The following is a 17,865-nucleotide window of genomic DNA, read 5'->3' as shown; positions in this document are numbered from 1 at the left end:
GAACCCCGACCGAATGGAGACACGATGCGCGCGATTCGCTGCAATCAATATGGGCCGCCCGAAAGCCTCACCGTAGAGAACCTGCCGGAGCTTTTTCCCGAGGCCGGGCAGGTCGTGATCGACGTGAAGGCCGCCTCCGTCAACTTTCCCGATGTGCTGATCATCGAGAACAAGTATCAGTTCAAACCGCCGCTGCCCTTCACACCCGGCTCCGAGGTCGCGGGAATCGTGCGCGCGGTCGGCGCGGGCGTCACGCAGTTCACGCCGGGCTCGCGCGTGGTCGCGTTCACCGGTTCGGGCGGCTTCGCGGAGCATGCCGTCGCGAGCGCGTCGGCATGCGTTCCGCTTGCGGACGGCGTCGACTTCGAACTCGCTGCGGCCTTCACGCTGGCGTATGGTACGTCGCACCATGCGGTCGTGGATCGCGCCGCGTTGCAAGCTGGCGAGACAATGCTCGTGCTAGGCGCGGCAGGCGGTGTCGGCCTCGCGGCTGTCGAAATCGGCAAGGCGCTCGGCGCTCGCGTGATCGCGGCCGCTTCAAGCGACGAAAAGCTGAGCATATGCAAAAAGCATGGGGCGGACGCGACGATCAACTACAGCACCGAAGACTTGCGCGAGCGCATCAAAGCACTCACCGACGGCCGCGGTCCAGACGTGATCTACGACCCGGTCGGCGGCGTGTATACGGAGCCGGCGTTTCGCAGCATCGGTTGGCGCGGGCGCTATCTGGTGGTGGGTTTTGCGAACGGCGAAATTCCAAAGCTGCCGCTCAATCTGACGTTGCTCAAAGGCGCAAGCGTGGTCGGCGTGTTCTGGGGAGATTTCGCGAAGCGCGAGCCCGAGCGCAATCATGCCGCGTTCGAACAGATGGTCGGCTGGATAGGCGAAGGCAAGCTCAAACCTTACGTGTCGGCGCGCTACCCGCTCGAAGAAACAGGGCGCGCGCTGCGCGATATGGCCGAGCGCCGGGTGATCGGCAAGGTGGTGATTACGCCATGACTGTCGGCGCCCTGTGGCTACGGTAGGGCTGCGGCCCCGCAGCAGATCACTGGGCGTTCCGCAAAATAAAACAGCGTGTGGCTCTTCGGCTCACACGCTGTTTTTCTTTTCTGCGGCGCTCGCGATTGCTAGAGCTTTTCGGTATCGCCGGTTTTCGGCTGCCACTTCATCAGATGCCTTTCCCCGACGCCGACGATCGCGTCGAGCACCAGCGCGAACGCGGTCAACACCAGGATGCCGGCAAACACCGTGTTGATGTCGAAGGTGCCTTCGGCTTGCAGAATCAGGTAGCCGACGCCGCGCGCCGAGCCGAGATACTCGCCCACCACCGAGCCGACGAACGCCAGGCCCACCGACGTATGCAAGCTCGAAAACACCCAGCTCATCGCGCTCGGCAAATAGACGAAACGCAGCAGCTGCTTGCCGTTCGCACCTAGCATGCGCGCGTTGGCGAGCACGACCGGGCTCACTTCCTTCACGCCTTGATACACGTTGAAGAACACGATAAAGAACACCAACGTGACGCCCAACGCGACCTTCGACCAGATGCCGAGACCGAACCACACGCCGAAGATCGGCGCGAGAATCACGCGCGGCATCGAGTTCGCGGCCTTGATATACGGATCGAATAGCGCGCTCGCGAGCGGCGACAGCGCAAGCCACAAACCGACACCAAGACCGAGCGCCGTGCCGAACGCAAACGCGAGCACGGTCTCGAGCAGCGTGATCCACAGGTGCAGATAAATCTCACCGGTCGTGAACCACTCCCAGATTCGCAGCAGCACTTTTTGCGGTTCGCCGAAGAAGAACGCTGCCTTGTTCGGGTCGTCGAAATAAAACGCCGGCAAGAGCGTCGGGCTCGTCAGCACGTACCAGAGCACGAAGCACAGCACAAGCAGCAGCCATTGCCAGATCACCAGATTCGCCCGGTTAGGGCGCAACGTCTTCCACATGACTCGGTTTGCCTTAGACGATTGATAGACGTAAAACGTGACGCGCGCCAACGGTCATTAGACGGCGCTCAGTTGTTGCTGATAGCCCTTGAGCACCTCGTCGCGCAGCACGCTCCAGATTTGCGCATGCAATTCGACGAAGCGCGGATGCGAGCGGATTTCCGCGACGTCGCGCGGACGCGGCAAGTCGATCGTGAATTCGCCGATGGGATGCGTGCCCGGCCCCGCCGACAGAACGACCACGCGGTCGGACATCGCGATCGCCTCGTCGAGATCGTGCGTGATGAAGAGCACTGCCTTGCGTTTGGCCGCCCACAGCTCGAGCAACTCGTTTTCCATCAGCTGACGCGTCTGGATATCGAGCGCCGAAAACGGTTCGTCCATCAGGATGATGCCCGGCTCGAGAATCAGCGTCTGCGCCATCGCCACGCGCTTTCGCATGCCGCCCGACAACTGGTGCGGATAACGGTCGCCGAAGCCGCCGAGGCCCACGCGCTTGAGCCATTCGTCGGCCTTCTCGCGCGCCTCGGCTTGCGGCACGCCGTGAAATGCGAGGCCCGCGAGCACGTTGTCGATAGCAGAGCGCCACGGCATCAATGCATCGGCCTGAAACATGTAACCCGCGCGCCGGTTGATGCCCTTCAACGGCTCGCCGAATACGCTGACCGAGCCCGACGACGGCCCAAGCAAACCGGCGCCGACGTTCAGCAACGTGGATTTACCGCAGCCGGTCGGGCCCACCACCGAGACGAACTCGCCTGGCGCGATTCTCAACGTGGTGTCCTTGACCGCCGTGTAGCGTTGCGCGCGGTTGTCGCGCGCAGCGAACGTGCAAGTGATGTTTTCGAGCGCCAGGGCTGCAACGGTCATCGTTCGACTCTGTTCGTGGATCGGTTCGGAATGGGACGTCACGCGCCGAGCGAGGCGTGGCGTGACGTGACGTGACTTAGTGCGAGGAGAACGACCTTAGGCCTTCACCGTAGTCAGCGCTTTCTTGACGAAGTCGTTCGTCCACGTCTTCGATACGTCGATCGGCTTGCCCTGCACCGCCGGATCGAACGCCTGCAAGGTCTTGAGCGCCGTCGCAGGGCCATCTGCGGGCATCAGGCCATCGGGCGACATCGCTTCCTTCACGTGCTGCCATGCGTCCAGATAGACCGCGCGATCTCCGAGCAGATACCCTTCGGGCACCGTGTTGATGAGTTCGGTGCCGGTCGCGGTCTGCAGCCACTTGAGCGCGCGCACCATCGCGTTGGTCAGCGCCTGTGTGGTGTTCGGATTCTTCGTGATGAAACTCTGCGATGCGTACAGGCACCCTGCCGGCATGTCGCCACCGAACACGCTGCGCGTGTCCGCGAGCGTGCGCGTATCCGAGACGACGCGAATTTCGCCGGTACGTTCGAGTTTCGTCATGACGGGGTCGAGATTGGCGAGCGCGTCGATCTGCCCGGACTGCAGCGCCGCGATTGCGCCGGCGCCTGCGCCGACGCCGATGAACGCAACGTCTTTCGCGGTCAACCCGCCCTTGGCCAACACGAAGCTCGCCATGATCGAAGTTGACGATCCCGGCGCCGTCACGCCGATTTTCTTGCCCTTCAGATCGGCGATCGACTTGTAGTTCGGCATGGTCTTCTTCGACACCGCGAGCACGATCTGCGGCGCGCGTCCCTGCAATACGAACTCGCGAAACGACTGCTTCTGCGCCTGCAGCAGCAACGTGTGTTCGAACGCGCCGGAGACGACATCCGCGCTGCCGCCCACCGCCGCCTTCAACGCTTGCGAGCCGCCGGCGAAGTCGGAAATCTCGACGTCGAGTCCTTCGTCCTTGAAGTAATTGCGGCGCTCGGCGATCGTGAGCGGCAAATAGTAGAAGAGGTTTTTTCCGCCGACAGCAATGGCCACTTTCGTGGTTTCCAGTTTGCTCTGTGCGAAAGCGAGCGGCGTGGCCGTCAGCGTGGCGCCGGCAAGTGCGGCGGTACCGGCGAGGAAGCTTCTGCGATGCATGTTCGTTGTCTCCAAGGCTCTTGCAAAATCTGGTCTTGCGATTTTATTTATTCGGCTGCAGCGGGCGTGGCTCACACGCGTGGTTCACACGCGTGGTTCACACGATTTGTTGCGCGTGCAACCTTGCGATGTGGTCTGCATCATAACCTAGCGATTGCAGGACTTCATCGGTATGTTCACCCAGTTCGGGGCCGAGCCAGCGCGTCTCGCCAGGCGTCTCCGAGAGCTTCGGCGTGACCGCCGGCAGCGTGATCTCGCGGCCGTCCTGCCACTTGAAGCGCTGGATCATCTGGCGCGCCATGTACTGCGGATCGGTGAACATGTCAGCCACGCTATAGATGCGGCCCACCGGCACGTCTGCTGCGTTGAGCACCGCGAGCGCTTCGTCGATGGTGCGTGTGGCGAGCCACGCAGCAATTGCAGCGTCGATTTCCTGCGTGCGCGGCACGCGGCCGTCGTTATGCGCGAGAGCGGGATCGTTCGCGAGGTCTTCGCGTTCGATCGCGATCATCAGGCGCCTGAAGATCGGATCGCTATTGCCGCCGATCACGATGCTGCCGTCGCGGCAAGGATAAGTATTTGACGGCACGATGCCAGGCAGCGACGCGCCGGTGCGCTCGCGCACCATGCCGTAGACGCCGTATTCGGGCACGACGCTTTCCATCATGTTGAAGACGGCCTCGTACAGCGCGACGTCGACGACCTGCCCCTTGCCGCCGTTCACCTGCTTGTGATGCAGCGCCATCAGCGCGCCGATCACACCGTGCAGCGCCGCGATCGAATCGCCGATCGAGATGCCGATGCGCGGCGGCGGCAAATCCGGATAGCCGGTGATGTGCCGCAAGCCGCCCATCGACTCCGCGATCGCGCCGAAGCCGGGCCGGTCGCGATACGGTCCGCTCTGACCGTAGCCGGACAGGCGCACCATCACGAGCCCGGGGTTTTCCGCCGACAGCACGTCATAACCGAGCCCGAGTTTCTCGAGCAGGCCAGGCCGAAAATTTTCGACGACGATATCCGCTTCGCGCGCGAGACGCCGCACGATCTCCTTGCCCTCCTCGGCCTTCAGATTGATCGTGACGGATTTCTTGTTGCGCGCCTGCACGGCCCACCACAACGACGTGCCGCCGACTTCCGGATAGAGCTTGCGCCATTTGCGCAGCGGATCGCCGCCCTTGGGGTCTTCGATCTTGATCACGTCCGCGCCGAACTCGCCGAGAAAGCGGGCGGCAAACGGCCCCGCGATCAGCGTGCCGAGTTCCAGCACCTTCACGCCGGCAAGCGGTCCGGGTTGGCTTTGCGGCGCCTCTTTCGCCTCGTTGGCGCCTGATTCGGGAGTTGCGCTCATAGTCTCCTTCGTTCTGTTCTGTTTTTGTGGCGGCGACGCCGCTCGCGCGATTGCAGCGCGGTGTCGCTACATCGAGCGGCGATCGAGCATCGCGCGGGCAATCGTGCCGGCGTCGACGTATTCCAGTTCGCCGCCTACCGGCACGCCGCGCGCAAGGCGCGTGACGGACAGGCCGCGCGCCTTGAGCGTCTGCCCGAGGTAATGCGCGGTCGCCTCGCCTTCGTTAGTGAAATTGGTTGCCAGCACGACTTCTTTCACGACGCCGTCAGACGCTCGCCTGACCAGTCGGTCGAAATGTATCTCCTTCGGCCCGATACCGTCGAGCGGACTCAGACGGCCCATCAGCACGAAGTACAGACCACGATACGTCATGGTCTGTTCGAGCATGATCTGGTCGGCAGGCGTTTCGACGACGCACAGCAGCGTTGGATCGCGCTCCGGGTCCAGGCATACTTCGCAGATTTGCGCTTCGGTGAAGGTGTTGCACTTCTCGCAGTGCTGCAGATGCTCGGTCGCGAACAGCAACGCGCGGCCCAGCTTTTCCGCGCCGTCGCGATCGTGCTGCATCAGGTGATACGCCATGCGTTGCGCGGACTTTGGCCCGACTCCGGGCAGCGCGCGCAGCGCTTCGACGAGCGCCGACAAGGCGGAAGGTTGTTTCATGCGAATCGGCGTCGAGGTGGGTTTGCCAGGGCAGATGGGTTTGTAGTGCGGTTCGGCGTGTTGCGGTTCTTCAGATGCTGTCAGGCTTTGCGCCCGCCTGCGGATGGATCGCGCAAGCGGGTTGAGTATCATGGCCGGCGCTAAGTCCAGGCGGCCCCCAGGGGGCGCGCCCGCGCGGCCCGCAACGGCCGGCTCATCGGATGCGAAGCCGGTGATTGCAGCGCGCAGCCGTCAAACGCGACGCGCGTCTCTCACACGCGGCGTTAGCTCACCGTTCGAGCCCGCTCCGTCTTGCAACGTCGCTTTTAGAACGGCAGCTTGAAGCCCGGCGGCAGCGGCAGGCCCGAGGTCATGCCGCCCATTTTTTCCTGAGCGGTGGCTTCGGCCTTGCGCACGGCGTCGTTGAACGCAGCGGCGACGAGGTCTTCCAGCATGTCCTTGTCGTCAGCCAGCAGGCTCGGGTCGATCGACACGCGGCGCACGTCGTTCTTGCAGGTCATCGTGATCTTCACGAGACCGGCGCCCGACTGCCCCTCGACTTCGATCTGAGCGAGCTGCTCCTGCATCTTCTTCATGTTTTCCTGCATCTGCTGGGCTTGCTTCATCAGCCCGGCGAGTTGACCTTTCATCATGGAAATGCTCCTTCTTGATAGCGTGAAATTCTAAAATCGCGCGCGCCCCAGTGTGTTTCCGGCGTGATCGCGCAGCGAATCAGTGAACCGAGGACGCGCCGTTCGGGCCGGCGTCCGGACTAATCGAAGTACTCGAACTAATCGGGCGGATCGAGCCCGGCACGATGCTCGCGCCGAACTCGCGGATCAGCGACTGCACGAACGGATCGGCGCCGATTTCGCGCTCCGCTTCCTGCTGACGTTGGGCCCGCATGGCGGCGTCGTGAGCGGCTGCCGTGCGGCGCGCCGGGCCGACCTCGACCTGCACGTCGACATGCTGGCCCAGCTTTTCGACGAGCGCGCTCTTCAGTTTCGCAACCTGCGAAGCCTCCGCGTACTGCGGCACGGGCACGTTCAGTTTCAGGGTATTGCCTTCGAGTGCCATCAGTTCGCTGTTGAACGCGAGCTGATACGAGATGCCCTTGAGCGGGAGGTCGACGGCGAGCGCAGGCCAGTCGCCTTTGAACCCCAGCGGATCGAGCGGCACAGCGGGAGGCAGCGGACGCTTATCGACGACCGGCGTCGGCGCGGACGCCGGCGCGCTCACGCGGACGTCGTCAGGGCCGCTGTCGAACACGGGCATGTAATTGTCGTCGGGCGGCCCATAGTAGCCGTCATCCGATGCCGACAGCGGCACATAGTCGTCAGGCGGCATGTCGTCCCACGGAGGAACCGCCGAGCCGTTCGGCTGCGACGCTTTGCGCGCCGCCGGTTGTGCCGGCGCCGCAACTGCTGACGCGCGCGCGCCCGATGCGGACTCCGGCTGTGCCACGCCACGCGGCGCGCCGGGCGTCGGCACGGGAACCACCACGCGCGGCGCGGTTGGCTTCGTCGCGGCCGCACTCGCGTTGGCCGACGCCGCAGGCTTCGGGGTCGACGCGGCATTCGCGCGACCACGGTCGGACGACACCTTCAGGCCAGCGCTGCGCAGAACGTCGAGTGCGGCGCTCGCGCCGCCCGCACGGCGCGGCGGTGCGTCGGGCAGCGTCGCGGGCGCGAGTTGGGCCGCTTCATTCGAATCCGCCGAGGACGCGGCTTCGCTCGCGCGCGCGAAGGCGGCGGCAGCCGGTGCGCTGAGCGTGGCGGGCGGTGTGCTTTCCGAAGACGCTGTTTCCGCCGACGTGGATTCCGATGCGAGCGCAGCAGGCGTATTCGCTGCTGCGGGCGTCGGTGCAGGTTCGGCGGGCACTGAGGCGGATGCGGACGCTGTGTCGACAGCACCCGGGTCCGTCGCCTGGTTCGCGGCAGACAAAGCCGGCTCATCGTCCCACGGAGCCAACGCACGCGCTGTCGTACTTTCCAAAGCGGCGGACGTTCCCGCGACCGGCGCGGGCACATCGACGCGGGCAGGCGTCGGAGGAGTATTGGCTTTGTTCTGGATCGGCGCCGAGTCTTGAGCCGCGTGTTGAGCGACGTCGCTGGAGGCCGTTACAGCTTGTGCGCTTGCCGTAATGTCCTGCCTCTGACCGGCGCTTGCAGGCGCATCTCCGGCAGCACCAGCAACGCGTCCCGGCTCACGAACCGGCTCAGCCGGGGAAACCGCGCCGCGCGGGACCGCCGCCAGCCGTACAGGCGACGCAGCATCAGCCGCCGACAAACCCGCCGCCGTTACCGCAGGCGTCCCCGTCCGCTTCCCTCCGCTCGCGCCTGTCTGACCAGCCTGCCGGCCAGGTCCAGCAGCTCCGCCGCCGCCCGTTGGAGCAGGTTCGAACGCAAGCACGCGCAGCAGAGTCATCGTGAAACCGGCGTATTCGTCGGGCGCGAGACCGAGCTCGCTCCGGCCGATCGTCGCAATCTGATAGAACAGCTGCACCTGTTCGGCGCTGAGCGTCTCGGCAAAGCGGCGCAGGTCGCCCGCCTCCGGCCACTCGTCCAGTACCGACGACGGTGCGAACTGCGCCCACGCGATGCGATGCAACAGGCTCGCGAGATCCTGTAACGCGGTCGAGAACGACAGACTGCGCAGCGCCATTTCGTCGGCAACCGACAGCACAGCCGCGCCGTCGCCTTCGGCGAGCGCATCGAGCAGCCGGATCAGGTAGCTTTGATCGAGCGCGCCGAGCATGCCGCGCACGGCCTCTTCATTCACCTGATTAGCCGAATACGCGATAGCCTGGTCGGTCAGCGAGAGCGCGTCGCGCATAGAACCGTCGGCGGCACGCGCGAGCAGGCGCAACGCCTGGGCCTCGTACGGCACTTTTTCTTCGCCCAGAATGTGTTCGAGGTGCGAGACGATGTGGCCGGCGGGCATCTGCTTCAGATTGAATTGCAGACAACGCGACAGCACCGTGACCGGAATTTTCTGCGGATCGGTGGTGGCGAGAATGAACTTGACGTGCGGCGGCGGCTCTTCCAGCGTCTTCAACATTGCGTTGAAGGCGTGGTTCGTGAGCATGTGCACTTCGTCGATCATATAGACCTTGAAACGCGCATCGACCGGCGCGTACACCGCGCGCTCCAGCAAGGCCGCCATTTCGTCGACGCCGCGATTACTTGCCGCGTCCATCTCGACATAATCGACAAAGCGCCCTTCGTCGATTTCACGGCAGGCCCGGCAGACTCCGCACGGCGTGGAAGTCACGCCCGTTTCGCAGTTCAGCGCTTTGGCGAAGATGCGCGACAGCGTCGTCTTGCCGACGCCACGCGTGCCGGTAAAAAGATACGCGTGATGCAGACGGCCGCCGTCGAGCGCGTGCGTGAGCGCGCGCACCACGTGCTCCTGTCCGACGAGCGACGCGAAATCTTTCGGCCGCCATTTGCGTGCGAGAACTTGATAGGTCATCGGGAAATTGTATCAGTAACAATGCCGTGCAAAACCGATTCGCGACCCGGCGCCAACGCGCGCGGCCGCAAGATTGAACCGCGCGATTGAAAGCGGCTAATGGAGCGATAGAAAAATATATTGGCGGCATCGCGGAGCGCCGTTGCACATCGTTCGGGCAACGTGCACAGCCGTATGGCTGAAGCCGCAGAGCGAATGGGCACCCGTGCAGCGCGAACAACAGCACATAGGCAACCGGCATCTGGAACAGATGCGATCAAAGCGAGCGCAAGGGGAGAAAAACAGAACGAACAGAAAGAGGAAGGTGACGAGCCTGACCCTCGGCACTGGTGGAAAACGGCTGTGGCTGCTTCGTTCCCGACCTGACCAGGTTGACCATCCCTCCATGCGAGGAGGCCCGTCACGAAACATTCTATCACTGCCTGGCTCTTCGCGCGACTGTTAATACGATCAAAGCGGCGATCAAAGCGACGATCGAAGCGCAAAGCGCGCACCGGATCGCCGCCGTTCCCGTCTCGCCACACGGCTTGTGCCGCGTTTGCGCCGCGTACTTGAGTTTGATCGCCGGACCTCCACATAGGCTACGTCGTAGTTGATGAAACACGGTGGCACTTCATCGGCAGCTCTCGGCCCCACTGCCCCTGATGAGTACTATCGCCCCCGGCAACGCATAGCGAATTAAGCTAAACTGCCGTACGGATGACCCGCAAGCGCGAGCCTTCCGCCCACGCCGACCGGTCTCCGACTTTTCGCGCGCAGGTGGTGAGGTTCGGAGTGCGGCTAAGCGAACGGAAGTTTCCCTAGGTTTTGACGTATCGTGGCGAGCAATTCAGGCGGGCCTCGAACCGATAGAGGTATTCATACAATGAGCGAACAAATCAAGCATATTAGCGACGCATCGTTCGAACAGGACGTCGTGAAATCCGATAAACCCGTGCTGCTCGACTTCTGGGCTGAATGGTGCGGTCCGTGCAAGATGATCGCGCCGATCCTCGACGAAGTCGCCAAGGATTACGCCGATCGCCTGCAAATCGCGAAGATCAACGTCGACGAACATCAGTCGACGCCGGTCAAGTTCGGCGTGCGCGGCATCCCCACGCTGATCCTGTTCAAGAACGGCGCTGTCGCCGCACAGAAAGTCGGCGCATTGTCGAAGTCGCAGCTCACCGCGTTCCTCGACGGCAACCTGTAAAACGGTCGCGCAGGCGCGCCGCGAGGTCTACCGGACCCGCGCGCGCCTCGTCTACCCTGTTGTGGGGCGGCAACGTTTCCTACAAGAAAGATGCCGCAGCGCCCCACTGGCGGAAACTGGCGTGTGCTATGCTAGAATCCGCAAAACGTCGAAAAGACGTGTAGGTCCTTGAGCGGTTCCGCTCACTTCTCCTCCCAGATTCCATTTCGTCGCACCTTCTCCTGCGGGTTCTCCGTATGCATTTATCCGAGCTTAAGACTCTGCACGTGTCCGAATTGATCGAGATGGCCAATGGCCTCGAGATCGAAAGTGCGAACCGCCTGCGCAAGCAGGAATTGATGTTCGCCATTCTAAAAAAACGAGCCAAAACGGGCGACACGATCTTCGGCGACGGCACGCTTGAAGTGCTGCCGGACGGCTTCGGCTTCCTGCGGTCGCCGGAAACGTCCTATCTCGCCAGCACGGATGACATTTACATCAGCCCGTCGCAAATTCGCCGCTTCAACCTGCATACGGGCGACACGATCGAAGGCGAAGTGCGTACGCCGAAAGACGGCGAGCGCTATTTCGCGCTGGTGAAGGTCGACAAGGTCAACGGCCAACCGCCGGAAGCCTCGAAGCACAAGATCATGTTCGAAAATCTGACGCCGCTGCACCCGAACAAGGTGCTGCTGCTCGAACGTGAAATGCGCGGTGAAGAGAACGTCACCGGCCGCATCATCGACATGATCGCGCCGATCGGCAAAGGCCAGCGCGGCTTGCTGGTTGCGTCGCCCAAGTCCGGCAAGACCGTGATGCTTCAGCACATCGCGCACGCCATCAAGCAGAACCATCCCGACGTCGTACTGTTCGTGCTGCTGATCGACGAGCGTCCTGAAGAAGTGACGGAAATGCAGCGTTCGGTGGCCGGCGAAGTGATCGCCTCCACGTTCGACGAACCCGCGGCGCGTCACGTGCAGGTCGCCGAAATGGTGATCGAAAAAGCCAAGCGCCTCGTCGAAATGAAGAACGACGTGGTCATTCTGCTCGACTCGATCACGCGTCTTGCGCGTGCGTACAACACGGTCGTGCCGGCTTCGGGCAAGGTGCTGACGGGCGGTGTCGATGCCAACGCATTGCAACGCCCGAAGCGCTTCTTCGGCGCGGCGCGAAATATCGAGGAAGGCGGCTCGCTCACCATCATCGGCACGGCGCTGATCGAAACCGGCAGCCGCATGGACGATGTGATTTACGAAGAATTCAAGGGCACCGGCAACATGGAAGTGCACCTTGAGCGCCGTCTTGCAGAAAAGCGCGTGTATCCGTCGATCAATCTGAACAAGTCCGGCACGCGTCGCGAAGAATTGCTGATCAAGCCCGAAGTGCTGCAAAAAATCTGGGTGTTGCGCAAGTTCATTCACGACATGGACGAAGTCGAGTCCATGGAATTCCTGCTCGACAAGATTCGCCAGACGAAGAGCAACTCCGAGTTCTTCGACATGATGCGCCGTGGCGGCGGCAGCTAAGAAAAGCTGCGCACGTACACTGTATGAGAAAACCGCTCGTCACCGACGAGCGGTTTTTTTTCGCCCAGCAGATCTGCAATAGCGCGGCTTCGACTCCAGCAATTCAGTCCCACATTCCAACCTGTACGTGAACGTACACGTTGGAGTAAAATCTGACGACGCTTTTCTGTCAGGCCATGCTCATGTCGAACGACTCACCCGCCCTGCTTACCGTCCGTGACGCGGCCGAGCGCCTCGGCGTCACGCCTCGCACGTTGAAATATTACGAAGAGCGGGGGCTTGTATCGCCCGCTCGCAGCGAAGGCCGCTACCGTCTTTACGACGACAACGACTTACAGCGGTTCGGGCGCATTCTGCGTTTGCGTTCCTTGGGCTTCTCGCTGCACGGCATTACTGAAATGCTCAAGCGGCCGCTCGAACCGGTCGCGGGCGGACACCGTTTTTCAACCGAATCGCTGCAGCAGATTCACGACGCGATCGCTGGACAGGTGGACGCACTCGACGCACGCATTCAAGCCATGCGCCGGGAGCTCAAGGAAGCGCAGAAGCTGCGCGACGAATTGAGTCCGGACCTCGATTATCTGAAGCGCCGTCTAGCGGGCGAGAATGCGGACGCCCTGCTCGAACAGCGCCGCAACGCGCTGGCGAAAGGCGCGAAAGCTTCGAAGACTGCCAAAGGCCGTGAAGACCCTCAAGCGCCTAAGACCGTCAAACGCAAGGAAGCCGGCGCAAGACCCGCTGCGAAGCCCGGGAACAAACCGCGCGCCTCGACAGCGCGCAAGCGGTCATGAGCACAGCGTGGCCTCGCACCTGGTGGCCCGGCGTGGAGAAACTGCGTGGCGATGTATTCCCCTGGGTGCTGGCGGTCGTCACGGGTCTCGACTATTTCGACAACTCGATTTTTTCGTTTTTCGCGAGTTATATCGCCGGCGGCGTGAACGCGTCGCCGGACGAACTCGTGTGGGCTTCGAGCGCTTACGCGGTGGCTGCAGTGCTGGGCATCCTTCAGCAGGAATGGTGGGTCGAGCGCTTCGGATACCGCCGCTATGTCGCCGGTTGCATGCTCTTCTACGCGGTGGGTTCCGTAGCGGCCGCGCTGTGCGAATCGTCGGTTGAACTTGCGTTCGCGCGCGGCTTTCAGGGCTACTTCATCGGCCCGATGATGGGCACATGCCGCATTCTGATCCAGATGAGTTTCACGCCCCAACAACGCCCCGCTGCAACCCGGGCGTTCCTGATCCTGATCGTCCTGAGCAGCGCGCTCGCGTCGTTGATCGGCGGCCAGCTGGTTTCGTACTTCGGCTGGCGTGCACTCTTCGCCTGCACCGCGCCCGTCGGCATGCTCTTCATGGTTCTCGCCGTGCTAGCACTGCCCGACGCGGGCAACCGTCTGCCCGAGGAGCGCGGTTCAGCACACTTCTGGCCGTACATCGTGTTTGCCTTTGCGCAAGGCGCACTGCAAATCGTCATGCAGCAGGTGCGCTTCCAGTTGTTCAGCGCGTCGCCCGGTCTGGTCCTGCTCACACTCGCCGGCATCGTCGCGCTTGGCTGGTTCGCGTATCACCAATGGCATCACCCTGCGCCACTCATGCGCCTGCACGCGTTGCGCGAGAAGGTGTTCCAGGTCGGTCTCGTGCTGTACATGTTCTATTACTATCTGTCGACGGCGTTTAGCTATCTGATTTCGCGTTTGCTGGAGAGCGGTCTCGGCTACCCTATCGAGAACGCCGGGCAACTCGTCGGCGTCACGTCGCTGATTTCAGCGAGCGCGCTCTTCATCTACCTGCGCTTCGCAAAACTTCTGACGCGCAAGAAGTGGATCATCGTGCCGGGCTTCGGCATCGCGGCGCTCACGGCCGCGTGGATGACCCGCATGTCGCCGTCCGTCGGCGAACCGGCGCTGTTGGGACCGCTCCTGTTGCGCGGCCTGCTGTTGCTGTTCATCGTGCTGCCGGTCGCGAATCTGACCTTCAGGATCTTCGCGATAGAGGAATTCACGCACGGTTACCGGTTGAAGAACATCGTGCGGCAACTCACGATCTCCTTCGCCACCGCGTCGGTGATCATCGTCGAGCAGCATCGGCAGGCGATACATCAGGCGCGACTCGCGGAGTTCGTGAATCCGTACAATCCATTGTTTCAGGACTCGCTTGCCACGCTCACGCGCACGTTGTCCGCCGCGGGCCGTTCGCCGTCGGACGCGCATTCGCTTGCGCTCGTGGAGATCAGCCGGTCGGTGGTGCGGCAGGCCAGCTTTCTGACCTCGCTCGACGGTTTTTACTTTCTGATCGGCATCGCGATTTGCGGCGGTATTTTTGCCGCGTGGCAAAAACAGATCGACTAACGGTTTCATCGGCCCATGCTTTCGAAACTCACTCAATGGCTCGGCGCCCGCCGGCGCGAGCGCGCGCTGCGCGACTACGCAATCGGCGATGCCCTGTGGCAGGCCACGCTCGACGGTTTGCCGTTCCTCGCGCATCTGGATGCCCCGGATCGCGCGCGCCTGCGCGAGATGAGCAGCCTTTTCATCGCACAAAAGGAGTTCTCGACCGCGCATGAGCTCGAGTTGACCGACGCAATGACCGTCGCCATTGCGGCCCAGGCGTGCCTGCCGGTGCTGAATCTGAGCCTCGATCTTTATCGCGGATGGGTCGGCGTGATCGTGTATCCGGGCGAATTCGTGATCCGCAAGACGGTCGAGGACGAAGACGGCGTCGTTCACGAGGTCGAGCACGACGCGAGCGGCGAAGCGTGGGAAGGCGGCCCCGTCGTCCTGTCGTGGGAAGATGCGCAGATGACGGACGGCACGGACGCATATAACGTGGTGATTCACGAGTTCGCGCACAAGATCGACATGCTGAACGGCGAAGCGGACGGCCATCCGCCGCTCGTGCGCCGCTGGCACGCGCCACTCGACTCGCAAGCCTGGGCGGACGTGTTCGACGCCGCCTACGATCAGTTCTGCGCCCGCGTCGACGCCGTGCCGCAACGCCGCTGGACGCGCTTCGAGCGGGAATCACTGATCGATCCTTACGCCGCGGATCATCCGTCGGAATTTTTCGCGGTGTGCAGCGAGGCGCTGTTCGTCAAGCCCCAAGCTTTCGAAGCGGAGTATCCGGAGCTGTATCGGCTTCTCGCCCGATATTATCGTCAGGACCCGGCGCGAGTCGGCCTGACGTTCGCGTCGCCGCAATAGGCGAAATACGGGCAAAACACCTGACGGAATTCGTCAAGCGACTGATTTTCTGGCATAATCGCCGTTTTTCGACCACAGGCAAGTGGCTCGCGCCTAGATGCAGTCCGCGCATAAGCGGCCGCACGCGGGTTGGCTACCGCCAGATTAAAGGAAAGATCATGAAAGAAGGCATTCACCCGAATTACCGCGAAGTCCTGTTCATCGACATGTCGAACGACTTCAAGTTTGTGACGCGCTCGACCATCCAGACGCGTGAAACCGCCGAATTCAACGGCCAGACCTACCCGCTCGCCAAGATCGAAGTGTCGTCGGAATCGCATCCGTTCTACACCGGTCAGCAAAAGATCATGGACACGGCAGGCCGCGTCGAGAAGTTCAACAAGAAGTTCGGTTCGCGCGCTACCGGCAAGGCAGCAGCGAAGTAATACCCGCCGCTTTGGCTGGCTGGGCAAATCAGGCCGCTTCGGCCACTTTCGTCCGGCAGCGAAGCAGCAAAAGAAGGGCAGCGCGAGCTGCCCTTTTTTGTCGCCTGCGCGCAACTGGAAAACCGGTGCCGACGTGGCCAACGTTCGAGCCGCCGTACACGTGGACAGCCGGCTCGGTGTAACGGCACGCTCGACGCCGTTGCAGCCCCGCCGTTGCAGCCCCCCGGTTGCAGCCCCCCGGTTGCAGCCCATTACCGGCCGTGACGCGCACACTGGCTCCCGACTACAATGCCGGATGCTCCAATAAGGCCATGCCAGCCGGACCGGCCGTCCAGTGGCGGCTTTCGCTTATTAAATATCCCAAACCGCATGAGACCTGTCGTTCGCCTCACTGCTTCCGCGACCAGTGCGCTCCCGCGCTGGCTGCTGTTGACCATCTGTATCGTCTACGCGTCGTTCGGCCTGTTCGGCCGCGATCCGTGGAAGAACGAGGACGCAGCCGGCTTCGGCGTGATGTGGACCATGGCGAACGGCAGTGCGCATGACTGGCTCCTGCCGAATCTGGTCGGCAAGTACCTGACCGAAGACGGCCCGCTTGGCTACTGGCTCGGCGCCAGTGCGATCCGCGTGTTCGCGCCGTGGGTGGACGCGAGCAATGCGTCCCGTGTCGTTACCGGCTTGCTCTTTTGCGCGGGCTGCGCTTTTGTCTGGTACGCCGCCTACCTGCTCGGCCGGCGCGCCGAAGTCCAGCCGTTCAAGTACGCGTTTGGCGGTGAGCCGGAACCCCGCGACTACGGTCGCACGCTCGCCGACGGCGCCCTGCTGATCCTGCTCGCCTGCTTCGGCCTCGCCGAGCGCGGCCACGAAACGACGCCGCAGTTGGTGCAGTTCGTGTGTATCGCAATGCTCGTCTACGGGCTCGTGCGAATGATCGACAAGCCGATTCAGGGCGCGGCGATCTGGGGCCTGGCGATCGGCTTCGTCACGCTCGCGAGCAGCCCCGTGCTGGTCGGCGCGCTTCTGCTGGGCACGCTCGCCATGACGTTGATCGTCCGCGAGACGCGCTCGCGCTGGCTGCTGCTCGCAGGTCTGCCGATCGCGCTGGCGCTCTCGGTCGCGTGGCCGATCGCCGCGCTCTGGGCTTTTCCCGTCGACGCCGTCTGGTATCTGAACCAGTGGGTGCACGTCAGCCTGAGTTCGTTCGCCGGCCCGCCCGGCTCGGTCGCGGCTTACGCGCTGAAAAACCTGCCGCTCTTCACTTGGCCCGCATGGCCTCTCGCGCTCTGGGCATGGTTCAGCTGGTCGGGCTTGCGCCGCGCGCCGCACGTCGCGATTCCGCTTTCGGTGATCGGACCGCTGCTCGTGCTCGTCGTGTTGCAAAGCCATCAGTCGAACCGGCTTTATATGTTGCTGCTGCCCGCGCTCGCAGTGCTGGCCACCTTCGCGCTGCCCACGCTCAAACGCGGCGCCATCAACGCAATCGACTGGTTTGCATTGCTCAGTTTCACGATCCTCGGCAGCTTCGTCTGGCTCGTGTACGTGGCCGGGCTGACCGGCTTCCCGCATCCGCTCGCGCGCAACCTCGCGCGTCTCGCGCCGGGCTTTGCGCCGCAGTTCAAAATACTGTCGTTCGTCTGCGCGGTCGCGGTGACGATTTGCTGGTTCGTGCTCGTGCAATGGCGTCTCGCGCGCCATCCGAAGGTGCTATGGCGCAGCGTCGTGCTCTCGAGCGCCGGCACGACGCTCATGTGGGTGCTGCTGATGACCTTGTGGTTGCCGGTCGTCAACTACAGCCGGACTTACAAGGACGTCGCCGAACAGATTGCGAGTCACTTGCCTGAGGACTACACCTGCATATCGCCGGTGCGCCTCGGCAATGCGCAAATTGCGACGTTCGCGTATTTCGGCGACATGCACTTCTCGTTCAATCAGGATTGCGACGTCATTCTGCGCCAGGACACGCAAGACTTCGGCGAGCCTAGCGCGATGTCCGACTTCATGTGGAAGCTGGTGTGGGAAGGCCGCCGCGTGGCCGACCGCGACGAACGCTTCCGCTTGTATGTGCGTATCGACCGTCCGAAGCCGCCGGTCGTGAAACGGCGCAACTGGCACAAGAAGCCTGGCTGA

15 protein-coding genes and 1 other RNA gene are annotated in these 17,865 nt (G+C 62.8%); 8 read left to right on the top strand and 8 right to left on the bottom strand.

Features of this window, described 5'->3' with window-relative positions; all coding sequences use genetic code 11:
- Positions 1-24 precede the first annotated feature (24 nt).
- A complete protein-coding gene (locus SB753_RS09690) occupies positions 25-999 on the top strand; it encodes an NADPH:quinone oxidoreductase family protein (protein ID WP_410800053.1) in 975 nt (324 codons plus the stop codon).
- Between the two features lie 128 nt (positions 1,000-1,127).
- Here SB753_RS09690 and SB753_RS09685 read toward each other — a convergent pair whose 3' ends face one another.
- From SB753_RS09685 to ffs, 8 genes are all read right to left on the bottom strand, one after another.
- Positions 1,128-1,952 (bottom strand): ABC transporter permease, encoded by an 825-nt coding sequence (locus SB753_RS09685; protein ID WP_020065852.1) that lies wholly within the window; start codon positions 1,950-1,952, stop codon positions 1,128-1,130.
- Between the two features lie 57 nt (positions 1,953-2,009).
- Positions 2,010-2,822, bottom strand: coding sequence for an ABC transporter ATP-binding protein (locus SB753_RS09680; RefSeq protein WP_410800052.1), 813 nt, complete (start codon positions 2,820-2,822; stop codon positions 2,010-2,012).
- Between the two features lie 96 nt (positions 2,823-2,918).
- A complete protein-coding gene (locus SB753_RS09675) occupies positions 2,919-3,956 on the bottom strand; it encodes an ABC transporter substrate-binding protein (RefSeq protein WP_204520719.1) in 1,038 nt (345 codons plus the stop codon).
- 97 nt (positions 3,957-4,053) lie between these two features.
- A complete protein-coding gene (locus SB753_RS09670) occupies positions 4,054-5,304 on the bottom strand; it encodes a CaiB/BaiF CoA transferase family protein (protein WP_020065849.1) in 1,251 nt (416 codons plus the stop codon).
- A 66-nt stretch (positions 5,305-5,370) separates the two neighbouring features.
- A complete protein-coding gene (gene recR / locus SB753_RS09665; protein WP_020065848.1) occupies positions 5,371-5,967 on the bottom strand; it encodes a recombination mediator RecR in 597 nt (198 codons plus the stop codon).
- 305 nt (positions 5,968-6,272) lie between these two features.
- Entirely contained in the window at positions 6,273-6,599 is a 327-nt protein-coding gene (locus SB753_RS09660) for a YbaB/EbfC family nucleoid-associated protein (protein ID WP_013588467.1), read from the bottom strand.
- A 79-nt stretch (positions 6,600-6,678) separates the two neighbouring features.
- Positions 6,679-9,420, bottom strand: coding sequence for a DNA polymerase III subunit gamma/tau (locus SB753_RS09655; protein WP_410800051.1), 2,742 nt, complete (start codon positions 9,418-9,420; stop codon positions 6,679-6,681).
- A gap of 303 nt (positions 9,421-9,723) precedes the next feature.
- An RNA gene (gene ffs, locus SB753_RS09650) (signal recognition particle sRNA small type) lies at positions 9,724-9,822 on the bottom strand.
- A gap of 463 nt (positions 9,823-10,285) precedes the next feature.
- On the opposite strand from ffs, the gene trxA reads away from it, so the two are divergent.
- The 7 genes from trxA (at position 10,286) to SB753_RS09615 (ending at position 17,865) form a co-directional block, all read left to right on the top strand.
- The gene (gene trxA / locus SB753_RS09645; protein WP_006048864.1) at positions 10,286-10,612 is read left to right on the top strand and encodes a thioredoxin TrxA; all 327 of its coding nucleotides are present in this window, start codon (positions 10,286-10,288) and stop codon (positions 10,610-10,612) included.
- A 236-nt stretch (positions 10,613-10,848) separates the two neighbouring features.
- Complete coding sequence (gene rho / locus SB753_RS09640; RefSeq protein ID WP_006048863.1) at positions 10,849-12,117, top strand: transcription termination factor Rho; 1,269 nt, start codon at positions 10,849-10,851, stop codon at positions 12,115-12,117.
- A gap of 182 nt (positions 12,118-12,299) precedes the next feature.
- Positions 12,300-12,908, top strand: a complete 609-nt coding sequence (locus SB753_RS09635) for a MerR family transcriptional regulator (protein WP_410800050.1) — start codon at positions 12,300-12,302, stop codon at positions 12,906-12,908.
- Positions 12,905-14,461 (top strand): MFS transporter, encoded by a 1,557-nt coding sequence (locus SB753_RS09630; protein WP_410800049.1) that lies wholly within the window; start codon positions 12,905-12,907, stop codon positions 14,459-14,461. The genes SB753_RS09635 and SB753_RS09630 overlap by 4 nt, the downstream gene beginning before the upstream one ends.
- Before the next feature lie 15 nt (positions 14,462-14,476).
- Positions 14,477-15,313: a zinc-dependent peptidase gene (locus SB753_RS09625; protein WP_408417935.1), complete on the top strand. Its 837-nt coding sequence runs from the start codon at positions 14,477-14,479 to the stop codon at positions 15,311-15,313.
- Between the two features lie 158 nt (positions 15,314-15,471).
- Positions 15,472-15,738: a type B 50S ribosomal protein L31 gene (locus tag SB753_RS09620; RefSeq protein WP_020065843.1), complete on the top strand. Its 267-nt coding sequence runs from the start codon at positions 15,472-15,474 to the stop codon at positions 15,736-15,738.
- Positions 15,739-16,107: 369 nt separating this feature from the next.
- Positions 16,108-17,865: an ArnT family glycosyltransferase gene (locus SB753_RS09615; RefSeq protein WP_204520714.1), complete on the top strand. Its 1,758-nt coding sequence runs from the start codon at positions 16,108-16,110 to the stop codon at positions 17,863-17,865.

Origin of the sequence: Paraburkholderia sp. SIMBA_053, from assembly GCF_046534895.1 — a bacterium.
In the GTDB taxonomy this organism is placed as follows: Bacteria; Pseudomonadota; Gammaproteobacteria; order Burkholderiales; family Burkholderiaceae; genus Paraburkholderia; species Paraburkholderia caledonica.
This window is presented reverse-complemented; position numbering and strand designations above follow the sequence as displayed.